10 protein-coding genes are annotated in these 13062 nt (G+C 43.6%); 4 read left to right on the top strand and 6 right to left on the bottom strand.

The features are described 5' to 3' along the window. The first annotated feature begins 96 nt into the window (after positions 1-96). Entirely contained in the window at positions 97-1950 is a 1854-nt protein-coding gene (locus DFP77_RS05545) for a bifunctional sugar phosphate isomerase/epimerase/4-hydroxyphenylpyruvate dioxygenase family protein (RefSeq protein ID WP_114411286.1), read from the top strand. Between the two features lie 119 nt (positions 1951-2069). Here the strand turns inward: DFP77_RS05545 and DFP77_RS05540 are convergent, their stop codons facing one another. The 4 genes from DFP77_RS05540 to DFP77_RS05525 all read right to left on the bottom strand — a co-directional run bounded on the left by DFP77_RS05540 (position 2070) and on the right by DFP77_RS05525 (position 7340). Next, entirely contained in the window at positions 2070-4220 is a 2151-nt protein-coding gene (locus tag DFP77_RS05540; RefSeq protein WP_114411285.1) for a methyl-accepting chemotaxis protein, read from the bottom strand. Positions 4221-4645: 425 nt separating this feature from the next. Further along, positions 4646-5929, bottom strand: a complete 1284-nt coding sequence (gene pepQ, locus DFP77_RS05535) for a Xaa-Pro dipeptidase (protein WP_114411284.1) — start codon at positions 5927-5929, stop codon at positions 4646-4648. Between the two features lie 121 nt (positions 5930-6050). After that, complete coding sequence (locus DFP77_RS05530) at positions 6051-6248, bottom strand: hypothetical protein (protein WP_114411283.1); 198 nt, start codon at positions 6246-6248, stop codon at positions 6051-6053. Positions 6249-6308: 60 nt separating this feature from the next. Continuing rightward, the gene (locus DFP77_RS05525; RefSeq protein ID WP_114411362.1) at positions 6309-7340 is read right to left on the bottom strand and encodes an SRPBCC family protein; all 1032 of its coding nucleotides are present in this window, start codon (positions 7338-7340) and stop codon (positions 6309-6311) included. A gap of 168 nt (positions 7341-7508) precedes the next feature. Here DFP77_RS05525 and DFP77_RS05520 point away from each other — a divergent pair, with 168 nt between their 5' ends. Both DFP77_RS05520 and hutC read left to right on the top strand, forming a co-directional pair. Further along, positions 7509-8168: a cytochrome b/b6 domain-containing protein gene (locus tag DFP77_RS05520; RefSeq protein ID WP_114411282.1), complete on the top strand. Its 660-nt coding sequence runs from the start codon at positions 7509-7511 to the stop codon at positions 8166-8168. Between the two features lie 94 nt (positions 8169-8262). Then, entirely contained in the window at positions 8263-9018 is a 756-nt protein-coding gene (gene hutC, locus DFP77_RS05515; protein ID WP_258861074.1) for a histidine utilization transcriptional repressor HutC, read from the top strand. Here hutC and DFP77_RS05510 read toward each other — a convergent pair. Next, a complete protein-coding gene (locus tag DFP77_RS05510) occupies positions 9015-9593 on the bottom strand; it encodes a HutD/Ves family protein (RefSeq protein WP_114411280.1) in 579 nt (192 codons plus the stop codon). The two genes, hutC and DFP77_RS05510, sit on opposite strands and share 4 nt — an antisense overlap. Next, the gene (locus tag DFP77_RS05505; RefSeq protein WP_114411279.1) at positions 9586-10986 is read right to left on the bottom strand and encodes a formimidoylglutamate deiminase; all 1401 of its coding nucleotides are present in this window, start codon (positions 10984-10986) and stop codon (positions 9586-9588) included. Before DFP77_RS05505 ends, DFP77_RS05510 begins: the two co-directional genes overlap by 8 nt. Before the next feature lie 304 nt (positions 10987-11290). Between DFP77_RS05505 and hutU the strand changes: the two genes are divergently transcribed. Beyond that, positions 11291-12988, top strand: coding sequence for a urocanate hydratase (gene hutU, locus DFP77_RS05500; protein ID WP_114411278.1), 1698 nt, complete (start codon positions 11291-11293; stop codon positions 12986-12988). Positions 12989-13062: the final 74 nt, after the last annotated feature.

Below are 13062 nucleotides of genomic sequence, written 5' to 3'. Positions count from 1 at the left end.
GTGCTAGCATCAATATTAGTAAATATTGAAGCAAAAAACAGGTTTGTTTCTCATATATCGTTTTCGTTATGAAATATAGACAGACAGGGCGTAAGAATGAAAACAGCACTCGCAACCGTAACCATATCTGGCACGCTGAGAGAAAAATTCGAAGCAGCGGCAAAAGCCGGCTTTCAAGGCGTGGAAATCTTCGAAAATGACTTAACTCAGTTTGATGGTACGCCAAAAGATGTGCGCCGTATGGCGCAAGATCTAGGTTTGGATATTATCGCCTTACAGCCATTCCGCGATATGGAAGGTATGCCTGAGCCAATGCGCTCGCAAAAGGCAAAGATGTTGCAGCACAAAATCGATGTTGCTCATGAGCTGGGTACGAATCGTTTGTTGTTTTGCAGTAACGTGCAGCCTTATTCATCTGCGGATCGTGACGTTTGCGCCGCGGACTTATTTGCTCTGGCTGAAATAGCCAAAAAAGAAGGCATCATGCTGGGTTATGAGGCGCTTGCTTGGGGTTACCATATCGCCGATTACCATGAAGCATGGGATTTAGTTAAACGTGTCGACCATCCAAACTTGGGGATTATTCTAGACACTTTCCATATGTTTTCCCGTGGCAACACCTTAGATGTGTTACGTGATGACATTCCGCTAAACAAGATTGCCCTTGTGCAAGTCGCTGATGCGCCAAGTCTACAAATGGACGTGTTGCAATACAGCCGACATTTCCGTTGCTTCCCAGGCCAGGGTGACATGCCTGTCGTTGAGTTTTTACAAGTTTTGAAAGACAAAGGCTTTGATGACTATTTGTCTCATGAAATCTTCAACGACGAATTTCGTTCATCTTCTCCTTTAGAAAAAGCCATTGATGGCATGCGTTCATTGATTTGGCTTGATGATCAAACGGTGAGCAAACGTGAAGAGAAAACGGCTCCAATTGAAGCGCCACAAGTGAGTGATGTTGAGTTTATTGAGTTTGCCATTGAAGGCGAAAGCGGAGAAGCGTTAACCAATACTTTGGCCCAGTTAGGTTTTCATGAAACCCATAAACACCGTTCTAAAAACGTTAGCTTGATGCGCCAAGGAAATATTAATCTGATCTTAAACCGTGAACCGAAAAGCCAAGCCCACGAGCATTATCAAAAACATGGTGTGTCAGTTTGTGCAATGGCGTTTGCTTCTGAAGATGTTAAAGCGACCTTGTCACTGGCTGAGCGTTATCGAGTAGAGCGTTTTGAAAACCAAGCCGGTCCTGGGGAATTAAACATCCCAGCGCTTCGAGGTATTGGTGATAGCTTGGTGTATCTTGTTTCTGCAGACGCTGCGGTACGTTTTTTTGAAGTGGACTTTAAACCCATTCAAGGCATTCAAGGTGAAACGGGCGTTGGCTTAACTCGCTTTGATCACATTGGCCAAACCGTTTCCAACACTGACTTTTTGTCGGCGTCTTTCTTCTATAAATCCGTGTTTGGTTTCGATATCGATGCCAGCCAAGACTTGCCCGATATTCACGGGTTAGTAGTGAGCCGTACCGCATTAAGCAAAGACAAACGTGTGCGAATTCCATTGAACATGACCAATGCTCGTGATGCCTCGGCACAACGCTTCATTCAAAAATCTAAAGGTTCTGGCGTGCACCAAATTGCGTTTGCTTGTGATGATATTTTTGCCGCGGCAAAAAACATTGATAGCGAAAAACAGCTACCCATTCCACAGAACTACTATCGTGATATTGAAGCACGCTTTGGCTTGTCTTCAGATATGATTAAAAAATTGCAGTCACACAACATCATGTATGACCAAAATGACGAAGGCGAATTCTTCCATTTTTATACAGAAGAGGTGCATGGCGTCTTTTTTGAAGTTATTCAACGTGTTGGTGATTACAGCCGTTATGGCGAAGCCAATGCATTTGTCCGTCTTGCCTCACAGGCGCGCCAAGAGAAAAAATAAATCATTGTCATTGCGGGGAATGATGTATTTTAGGCGTATCCTTTTGTGAGGAAACTATGCCGGAGGAAGGAAGCTTCCTCCGGTTTTTTTACGCTTATGATTTTCTAATCTATTAATTATTAAGCTTGGGAGTTACCTGTCACTTGAAATTGACCTACCAACGAATTGAGCTTCAAAGCCGACAATCCAACACGTGATGAGCGTCTTTGTAGTGCGGCGATTGAACGTTGCATTTGCTCTGTCGCTGCGCCCATTTCATGAGCTGTTTTGGCGTTTTCTTTATTGCTTTCATTCAGCAATAAAATGGCATCAAACATGGTGTCGACTAATTCGTACAAGGCGCTGTCGCCCGTGTTACTTTGTTCATTCGCCAGTAGATTCTTATCGACGTTTTCGGCGCCTTTTTCCATAAAACTTACAGCACCGCGTGTTTCTTCCTGAATACCTTCAAGCATGGCTTGTATCTCTTCTGCTGCTGAAGCCGTTTTTGAGGCCAAACTACGAACTTCGTCAGCAACGACAGAAAACCCACGACCATGTTCACCAGCTCTTGCCGCTTCAATAGCTGCATTGAGTGCCAGAAGGTTGGTCTGATTAGTGATGTCTGAAATAGTGGTAATTATACCTGCCACTTCGTTGGTTTTTTGGTCAAGGGATTTAACCGACTCTGCTGTGGCTCGTACTACATCACGTATTTCTTGTGTGCCTGTTTTGGCGCTTTCTAGGCGAGACTGTGTTTCTGCTGCGACTTGATTCATAGCTTGCTTCAAATCATCTGCAGTTTTAGAAGCGCTTTGTACTTCGTTTATTTGTTGTTGAAATACGTTAAGCATGCTTTCAACTGTGGACTCGAGATAATGCGAGGCTTGGCTAGCTTCTTCATTAGTACGAACCATAAAGTCATTAGACTTTTTGACATTAGTACTGGCTGAAATAACTTGGCCCATGGTGGTATCTAGGTTGTCGATAAAACTGTTCATCCAGCGTCCCATATCGCCTGTTTCATCGTTGGAAAGATTATCGTCAAGGCGTTGTTTTAGGTTGCCTTCACCTTCAGCGATGGTTTGTATCACTTCGGTCATTTCGTTCATGCTATTGCTTATTCTTTTGGTGCTGAGCTTATTAAATAGGAGTCCTGCAACGCCTAAACTGGCGAAAGCCGCTATGCTGGTCAAGATGATAGATAAGTTTGTGAAAGCTTGTAATGAGGTGCTAACGACAAGAGGAATACTGGAAGCCAGTAGATAGCTTTTCATTAGTTTTAAGTTGATAGAGCGGCGACGGTAAACTTCTTCTAAATCGCCTTCGCACATCATGCCCCAAGTGTCTGGGCTGCCTTTTAGTTGAAAGGTTACGCCTTTGCCGATAACCGGAATATGTCGATAGTCAGAATAACCTGGGTAAGTCACAAAAAGATTTTGGCCATTCTTAATGGTTTCTCTCACACCTGGATGCAGTTCTTTTGTTGCTGGATCGGTAAAGCGGATTTCAAATTCAGTATGTTGTTGAACTTTTACTGTGCCGAATTTTGTATTGATACCGCCTTTTAGATTTTCACCATGACTGAATGCGTTATCTTCAAAACGTGAACGGGAAAGTGCTGTACCGGGAAGTATGGATTTGTCGAATTCAGGTCTCACCATGAATAAATAGTTATCGCCGGATTCCTTATAAATATGACCAGCTTCGCGCTGAATAAGATCACTAACAGCATCATTAGGGACTCTGGCGCAAACAGCTCCGACACTGATACCGTTTTGTTTAATTGGTAGATAGAACATCAGTGTGACAGCGTCATGGAATTTTGAGCTGGAAGCACCGATGCTTAGTGTGTTTGGGTCAACATAAGGACCATGAAGGAAGGGTTCTTTGATACCGGCTTCGACGGCTTTTGCTTGTAGATCTATTTTGTTTACATGAGCTTTTGACGTTGAGTTGAGCACTTTTCCTTGGGTATCAATGATAAAGTATTCAGACACATCAGGGACGATATTTAGACGTTCTTCTAAGGCTCCTTGATCTATTTTTGGGAAATTTCCTGCAATGATTTCGAGTAGCACATCCAGTTGGGACCATTGATTGTTAACCCAAGTATCTAATAGTTTCACTCTTGTGTTAGCGATACTCTCGAAAGTCTTTTCGACATTTTCGTAAGTACCTTTGTTTAGGTAACATGACCAAAAAAGTGAGAGGCGGCCATTACTGCCAAACCAAGGTAACCAACGACGTTCAGCCTGTGAGAGTAACATCTGATTGCTTTTTAAACTCATATATTGGGCTCCATTACAGTAAGCATTACTTCGTTGCAACGCTTTGAGGGGAGTTAATATTGAGCAATAATCTAGCCATAGTTAAGTATTTATTAAAGTTCAGTGTGATGTTCTATTAACTTATAAATAAGCATTATAATTCTCTATCTCTGATTAATTATGCAGTGGATTTATTGAGTAGGATAAATCCCATAATGATGGTTTGATTTTTTCTTGCTTTGTTTTGGTGCTTTTTTGCTGTTAAAAGTGAAAAAATAGGCGCTTTTTTGGGGCGGATTTCTTTTTCTGTTAATAATTAGTTGATCTAAAAGAGTTTCATACTAGTTCCATATTCCACTTTTGAAATATAAAAAAACCTCATTAATATCTAATGGGCCGATATTAATGAGGTTTTAAAGTATGAGGCTTAAAAGGTCTACAAATGCTTAAACAAAAAAAGCATTGCGAGTGAGGTTCTCGGGTAGGTCATTTTTAACTACCACATTGTCTTCAATTCGAATGCCGCCATAAGGCATGAACTGCTGAATACGTTTCATATCGCAGCCATGATTTGGAATGTCTGCTTGCATTTTATCCAGTAGCATCGGAATAAAATACAGTCCTGGCTCTATGGTGATTACCATATTTTTCTCTAGTGTTCTTGTAAGACGTAAAAAGGGAGCATGCTCATCAGGCATACTGAGACCGCCCATTTTATCTGATTGATGTCCGCCAACATCGTGAACTTGTAAGCCAAGTAGGTGACCCAAGCCATGAGGGAAGAAAACGTGTGGGATGCGTTTGTCTAATTGTTCTTCGACACTCAGTGCACAAATTTTATGTTCGTGCAGCAAAGACGCAATGCCAGCTAACGTATCTTGATGCAAATCGCGGAAGCTAACACCAGACATGGCGCTGCGACAAAGCTTTTGTTCCATCATATCAAGACTTTCTACCAAGGCGCTGAAGTCATCATCGTGACGGGTAAAAGTACGAGTGATGTCACTGGCATAACCATGTTCGTTGGCGCCAGCGTCAATTAACAATGTGCGAGAGTCTGGCATTCTCTCTATGGATTTATGCTCATAGTGCAGCACAGCAGCGTGCTCATTTAAACCGACGATTCCTGGGTAAGGCTCTTGTGTGGCAGTTTGTTGGCTGGCTTTTAAAAAGGCAAGATGGATCTCTAGCTCGCTCATGCCCGCTAAGAAAGCTTCTTTCGCCGCGATATGACCAGCTGCGCCGCGAATGCTGGCTTGACGCATGGCTTGAATCTCAAAGTCGGTCTTCACTGCTTTGTCAAAATCTACGTAGGCTTTTAAACCCTCACAAGCGACAGCGAATGACATGGCTTGTGGGCCAAGCCAAGCGGTTTGTTTGGGTAAATCGGTAAACCATTTATCCGTTTTTTTCGCCGTAACAATATTCCAATTTTGCTGCCAATCACCGCTCGGAACAGGATTCGGCGCATGCCAAAAATCGTCTCGTACTGGCCAAACCAAAGTTGGTTTTTCACCCGTTTTAAGTACGATAAAGGTTTCTGCACCTAGGCTGAAGGGCAACCATTGTTGGGCGCCAGAATAAGCGTGAAACGGGTGAGTATGATCATCCTGAAAGTAATAACTTTTTTCCCCAGAGGCTAAAACAATGGCGTCTAGGCCAAAATATGCCATGGCGTCTTCGTATCGATGGGAAAGAACGTCGAGGTGTTCTTGGTAGACTGTGGTCATAGAAAGCTCGTGTATATCTGTAGTGTTAGCTCGAACGCAGTCTTGCGTCCTTTAAGACTGCGTTATGTAATCAGGGGGAATAATACTATTTAGAATTCGCTAAAATTAACGTGTTCTGACATTATTTTTTTGCTGTTACTTTATTGAATATGATAACTAATCCCTTAAAGGTAACAAACGCACAAAGGATAGAGAAGAAGGCCAGCAACAAATCGTTATCTACTTCAAATAAGCCTTTGAACGCATAGAAGAAAAGAATGGTTAAAATAATGCGCAAGAGGCTTTCGACCAGTTGCATAATTTTGGGTGAAGCAACCATTTCATGTTTCCTTGTTGTTGTGAGAACTTAGACTTTCCCACAAAACGTCACTTAAGCCAATTATTTGATCGGTAAATACACGCAAGTCACATAATCTTTAGTGATATGAGTTTGTAATGGGCCTACTTCAAATATCTCGACGCCATAGTGTCGACGATTTACGCGTATGTTATTTAGGCGCATAAAGGTATAGAGCACGTGCCAAGCGAGGGATAAATTTTGGTAACAGCCCGTATAGCGCAAGTGTAAATAGTTGCCTCGTAAAATTATTCGCTCGGGGGTTAGTTCACAGGGCGACAAATTTTGTATGGGAATGCCAAGTTTCCCCGAAAAATAATGATGGATAATATCCGCTTTTTTATAAAGAGCGAAGCTGGGGCCTGCAGGAGGATTTTCTGGGCCCAGTTCGGTAATTAAATCATGAAAACCTTGATCCATTTTTTGTGACATTGGCTGATTATTTACAACGAAAGGGCGGGTGACTGCATCGACATTATCTAACTTGGTTTGCGCCAACCATTCAAATGTTGGCGCATTGTATTCTTGATCTGATGTTGTGTTGTATTTACCGAGATACGCTAAAACTTTTAGAAGAGCCAATTCTGCGTCTTTTTCGGCGCGGATATTAAAAGCGCCTTGTTTCCAGCGTTGAAAAAATGGCAAGTTCCCTGTGATTTGGATAGTTACTAAAGTACGACCTTTTTGCTTGGTCAGGTCAATATTGAAATGCACGTCGCATGGGTAAAACGCTGGCGCTTCTAACAATGTATGAAAATAATGCGCCCCAGAGCGTGATGGCTCTAAAGTAATATATCCCTCTTTAATCAGTTTACCTTGCCATACTAAGCAGGAGGGAAAAATTGAATGAATACCTGAGTTTAGGTATTCATAATCGACATGGGCTTTTGGTTCATAAAGCAGCCAAGGTAACCAGCTTTGCCAATTTGTTAAATCGCCTAGGTCTTCTGAAACTATATCGATAGGAGCATCAATGACTGCATTTTGTCGGCTAAAAAACCGACCTTTTAAGAGAATAAGATACGCAAATATTAGAGCACATAAAAACGTAACCAGTAGTAACATGACAACCATATTTGCCTCACCTTTCATGTGCATATGCAGCATTTGATTTAGCGCTTATCGGCTAATTTTCGTTATTAGGCAATCAGAATCTTGCTTTTCACAGCATAGTGTTTAATGTCTCTATATTGCAAGCGCGCGATTTTTGAGCAGTCTACGAGCACAATGAGGATAATTAAGATGAAGTCGACACTGGTATGGGATTGGCCTGTGCGAATTAGCCATTGGCTGATAGTGCTTTTGTTTACGGGTTTAATTGTCACAGGAAAATCAGAAAGCGATTATGTCCAGTACCATTTTTATATGGGTTATGGTTTGTCGGCGGTGATTATTGCTCGTGTACTTTATGGCTTTTACGGTTCCTACTACGCGCGCTTTAGTCAGTTTGTTAAGGGGCCAAAGGTTGCTTTTCGCTTTGCTATGTCGTTGTTATCAGGGCGACCTAAGAAATACTTAGGTCATAATCCAGTTGGTGCATTGATGGTGGTTATTTTATTGCTCGCACTTTCGGTTCAGTGGGGAACTGGGCTGTTTACTAGCGATGAAGTATTTTGGTTCGGGCCTTTTAATGCTCTGGTACCAGAAGAGTTTGCCAGTCAGTTAGCGTCTATCCATCGCTTTTTACCCAACGTCTTGCTTGGTTTAGTCGCTGTGCATGTACTTGCTGTACTTTACCATGAGCTATGTCTTAAAGAGCGCCTTATTGATGCTATGGTTCACGGTCGAAAAAAGCATCAGACAATGACATCGGTTGAGGTGAAGACGCCTCGCTGGGGTGTGATCTTTTCTTTATTGATGGGGCTTTCTTGGTTAGCAGCATTATGGATGATGCCTATTTAGCTCTGCTGATTTAATTGTATAGACAGGCTGGATATTTGCTATTATTGCCAGTAATAGAAATTTTTTATAAACACATGATCATATGGAAACCTTAGTGTCTGACGTAACAACTTCTAATTTACTTAATTTATTTGACGATCTACCGGATGCCCCTTTGCCAATATACGCCAAGTTAAAGCAGGCGATTACGATGAAGATTTCTTCTGGTGAGTGGCAAACGAATCAACGCGTTCCCTCTGAAGCAGAAGTGGTTAAGGCATTAGGCGTAAGTCGTATGACGGTAAATCGTGCACTAAGAGAGTTGACGGCAGAAGGGTATCTTGTTCGTCATCAAGGTCTGGGCACTTTTGTAGCAGAGAAAAAAGCTCACTCAGCCTTGTTTGAGGTTCATAACATCGCAGAAGAGGTGGCTGCTCGCGGCCATAAACATCATTCTGAGTTATTAGTACTGGAAGCGGCCAAAGCCACCATGGAAGAAGCTATGACGCTTGGTGTTCGAACCAATCATGGGATTTTCCGCTCCGTTGTTTTGCACTTTGAAAACGATTTGCCGATTCAAATAGAAGAACGCATTGTTAATACGACGTTAGCGCCAGATTATGATAAACAAGATTTTGCCAAACACACGCCTTATGAATATCTAATGAGCGTGGCGCCAATGACAGAAGGTGAGCATTTGGTGGAAGCTATTTTGCCCAATGCTATTGAATGCGAACGACTGCAAATTCAAGGCTCAGAGCCTTGTTTGCAAATAAAGCGTCGTACTTGGGCGGGCGATGACATAGTCACCGCTGCGCGTTTACTCCACCCAGGCTCTCGCTTCCAATTATTCGGGCATTTTGGCCGTTAATCCAACTTAGTAATTTTGATGAAAACGCCACTGCCTTTTCTTAATGTGGCGTTAATGTTTTCTGATCCAATCACCATGCTGTGTGCTTTGAGTGACATAGCGTCGGCATTCTCTATTTCAAGCACGCTGTCTTCACAAACATAGAAACCATTAAACAAGGTGTTGTTTGAAAATGAGAGGGAACAGGGCGCTGTGCATGCCTGAACTTTGGCTTGCGTGTCTGTGTCTCTCACCATGATGTTCAGGTCTTCAATCTTGCCGTTTCTTAGTGTGGCGTAAGTTTCATCTCCGCCTGAAAAGCGTGCTATGTCTAAAGGCTTGCTGAGAATGTTAAGGTGACTGTCACTGCTATTCGTGTGTTCCAGAGCCATGCCTTCGCCAGACAGTAAGACCAGGGTACGATGCAATTCGCTGAAGTCTGAAAATACGCCATTTTCAACCACAGACGCTTGGCTGATACGAAAACGCAGGCCATCGTTATCTTCATAACGTTGAATTTCTAGAGTTTCCCCAAGGCCGTTTTTCCATGGCATTCGCTGGTATTCTGCTTGCTCTATAATAATGACGCTAGGCATGATACATGGCCTTTTTAATAACTTGAGTAAAGGCCAAGCGGCTGCTGTCTTCTTGCTGGTGGCGGAAGTTTTTAATAGTGTGATTGCCAGCGACAAACACGTCTTTCACAAGGTTTTCATTAGTGGCGAAGAGCCAGCGATTGAGCAGGTCTTTGGCTTCGCTCGCTGCGATAAAAGGATGAGATTCGTCGAGTACCATAAAGTCAGCACGGCTGCCTTGATTTAATCCTAATGACACATCGCAGGCTTGGTTACCGCCTAATAAAGCTTGCTGGTAAATATTGTCGCCAACGCTGGTTTGGTTTGGGCGATACAAGCGGTTACGCTGTTGATCCCGTAGGCGCTGTCCGTATTCATAAGTGCGTAACTCTTCGACAATCGATAAACTCACATGACTGTCCGAGCCAATCCCCCAACGACCGTTTTCTTGCTCGAAGGCCACACCGGGAAAAATGCCATCACCTAAATTCGCTTCTGTGGTTGGGCAAAGTCCAGCTACCGCTTGGCTGGTGGCGATAGACTGACGTTCAGAATCGGTGAGATGAGTGGCGTGAACCAAGCACCAGCGCTCATTCAAGCCGATTTCATTGTGCAGCCATTCCACTGGGCGTTGACCACTGAAGGCGATGCTGTCTTGCACTTCTTTTTGCTGTTCGGCGATGTGGATATGTATTGGAGTGTCCTTTTTTAACGCAGAGAGAACGGTTTCTATTTGTGGCTTGGTCACTGCGCGCAGTGAGTGAAAGCAAATCCCCAATTTATGGCGAGGGTGATTTACTAGTGCTTTATCACAGGCTTGATGCAACGCCAGGTACGAATCTGTGCTGTTGATAAAGCGCGCTTGTCCGGCGTTCGGTGCTTGTCCTCCAAAACCGGAGTGAGAATACAGCACAGGTAACAAAGTTAAGCCCAGCCCAGACTCGTCTGCTGCAGCGATGATCTGATTCGACATTTCTCCGAGCTGACCATAATGCTTGCCGCCAATATCGTGATGCAAGTAATGAAATTCGCCGACTTGTGTATAACCGGCTTTTAGCATGTCGATATAAAGCTGTTTGGCGATGATATGTGCGTCGTCTGGTGTGAGCTTTTGCACGATTTTGTACATCAGATCGCGCCAACTCCAAAAACTATCATTCGGATTTAAGCTGACTTCTGCGGCTCCCGCCATTACTCGCTGAAAGGCATGAGAATGCACGTTGGCAAGCGTCGGTAAGACGGGGCCAGATAAAACGTGGCAGTCTGTTGTTGGCACGCTGTCTGCTGAAAAAGAGTGAAATTGACCATTTTTAACAGAGAAAAGCACATCTTTTGCCCAGCCAGAAGAGAGCAAAGCGCGTTGTGCAAAATAGTATTGAACCTTGTCGCAATGAGTGGTGTGTTGGCTGGTCACAAGTCATTCCCTAATAAATATTGGTATTTTGAGTGTAATTGAAAATACGATGTATATACAAGTGTGTTTATGTGGGGTTTATTACCTATCTATTTTATGCCGTTTTTAATGGTTGTTTCATAAGGATTTTTTTCATTTTTAGTTTGATTGATTATCCACTATTGTTGATTTCAACTCGATTGATTTAAAAAAATGGCTTGCATCTAGAAAAGTTAGATTCTATCTTTAAGTTAATTGTATATACATGTTGGTTAAATATTTCTTTAAGCAGAATAAAAAAAGACATTCTTTGATAGGTGAAAAAATGACTAAGCAAACACTCGCTCAAAAACGTTACCGCGCAGGTGTCGTAAAAGCCGCAACAGGAACAACACTGACTGCCAAATCTTGGTTCACGGAAGCACCAATGCGTATGTTGATGAACAACCTTGATCCTGATGTAGCAGAAAACCCAGAAGAATTAGTGGTTTACGGTGGTATCGGTCGTGCAGCACGTGATTGGGAAAGTTATGACAAAATCGTTGAATCCCTCAAAGAGCTAGAAGAAGATGAAACTTTGCTGGTGCAATCTGGTAAGCCAGTGGGCGTTTTCAAAACCCACAGCAACGCACCTCGTGTATTAATCGCTAACTCAAACCTAGTGCCACATTGGGCCAACTGGGAACATTTTAACGAGCTAGACGCAAAAGGCTTGGCGATGTACGGCCAAATGACAGCGGGCTCTTGGATTTACATTGGTAGCCAAGGCATTGTGCAAGGCACTTACGAAACCTTTGTTGAAGCAGGTCGTCAGCATTACGATGGTAAATTGGCTGGTCGCTGGGTATTAACGGCGGGTCTTGGTGGCATGGGTGGCGCTCAGCCGCTAGCGGCTACCTTGGCAGGCGCGTGTTCATTGAATATTGAGTGTCAGCAAAGCCGTATTGATTTTCGTCTTCGTACTCGTTATGTGGATGAACAAGCGACAGACCTAGACGATGCCATGGCGCGTATTAAAAAATACACCGCAGAAGGCAAAGCCGTGTCCATCGCGCTTTGCGGTAACGCGGCCGAAATCCTACCAGAAATGGTAAAACGTGGCATTCGCCCAGACATGGTGACAGATCAGACCTCGGCCCACGATCCGTTAAACGGTTACTTGCCATTGGGCATGAGCTGGGAAGAATACCGAGAAAAATCTCAGACAGAACCTCAGGCTATTGTTAAAGCTGCGAAACAATCCATGGCTAAACACGTTCAAGCCATGTTGGATTTCCAAAAAATGGGCGTGCCGACCTTTGATTACGGTAACAACATTCGCCAAATGGCGATGGAAGAAGGTATCGAAAACGCTTTTGATTTCCCAGGGTTTGTACCTGCTTACATTCGTCCTTTGTTCTGTCGTGGTATCGGGCCTTTCCGTTGGGCAGCTTTGTCTGGCGACCCAGAAGATATCTATAAAACCGATGCCAAAGTAAAAGAGGTGATCGCGGACGATGAGCATTTACATCATTGGTTAGACATGGCGCGTGAACGTATTCAGTTCCAAGGTTTGCCTGCGCGTATTTGTTGGGTTGGTCTTGGTCAGCGTGCGAAACTTGGTCTAGCCTTTAACGAAATGGTGCGTAGCGGTGAATTGTCTGCACCAATCGTGATTGGTCGTGACCATTTGGACTCAGGTTCTGTATCCAGTCCGAACCGTGAAACAGAAGGCATGAAAGACGGCTCTGACGCTGTCTCGGATTGGCCACTATTGAATGCTTTATTAAACACAGCATCTGGCGCAACTTGGGTATCTTTGCACCACGGTGGCGGCGTTGGGATGGGCTTCTCTCAGCATTCCGGCATGGTAATTGTGTGTGACGGTAGTGACGATGCGGCAGCGCGTATTGCTCGTGTTCTTCATAACGATCCAGCGACTGGTGTGATGCGTCATGCGGATGCGGGTTATGATATTGCTATCGATTGCGCGAAAGAGCAGGGGTTAAATTTACCTATGATCACTGGCGCTCAAGCTAAATAAGCTATTGCGAAACTTGCCTACTAACGCTTATTAGGCAGATCGTAGCTTTAATAAAATAGTCATTAAAAATTTAA

The sequence above is a fragment of the Marinomonas foliarum genome, from assembly GCF_003337275.1.
Classification (GTDB): Bacteria; Pseudomonadota; Gammaproteobacteria; order Pseudomonadales; family Marinomonadaceae; genus Marinomonas; species Marinomonas foliarum.
Note: the sequence above shows the minus strand (reverse complement) of the source record. Positions and strands in the feature narration are given on the sequence as shown.

What these genes read in the sequence shown, in the direction of transcription:
- hutU (WP_114411278.1), top strand. Translation starts at nt 11,291, where the DNA reads ATGACTAAGCAAACACTCGCTCAAAAACGTTACCGCGCAGGTGTCGTA.
- DFP77_RS05510 (WP_114411280.1), bottom strand. Translation starts at nt 9,593, where the DNA reads ATGCCTAGCGTCATTATTATAGAGCAAGCAGAATACCAGCGAATGCCA.
- DFP77_RS05545 (WP_114411286.1), top strand. Translation starts at nt 97, where the DNA reads ATGAAAACAGCACTCGCAACCGTAACCATATCTGGCACGCTGAGAGAA.
- DFP77_RS05530 (WP_114411283.1), bottom strand. Translation starts at nt 6,248, where the DNA reads ATGGTTGCTTCACCCAAAATTATGCAACTGGTCGAAAGCCTCTTGCGC.
- DFP77_RS05520 (WP_114411282.1), top strand. Translation starts at nt 7,509, where the DNA reads ATGAAGTCGACACTGGTATGGGATTGGCCTGTGCGAATTAGCCATTGG.
- DFP77_RS05525 (WP_114411362.1), bottom strand. Translation starts at nt 7,340, where the DNA reads ATGGTTGTCATGTTACTACTGGTTACGTTTTTATGTGCTCTAATATTT.
- pepQ (WP_114411284.1), bottom strand. Translation starts at nt 5,929, where the DNA reads ATGACCACAGTCTACCAAGAACACCTCGACGTTCTTTCCCATCGATAC.
- DFP77_RS05540 (WP_114411285.1), bottom strand. Translation starts at nt 4,220, where the DNA reads ATGAGTTTAAAAAGCAATCAGATGTTACTCTCACAGGCTGAACGTCGT.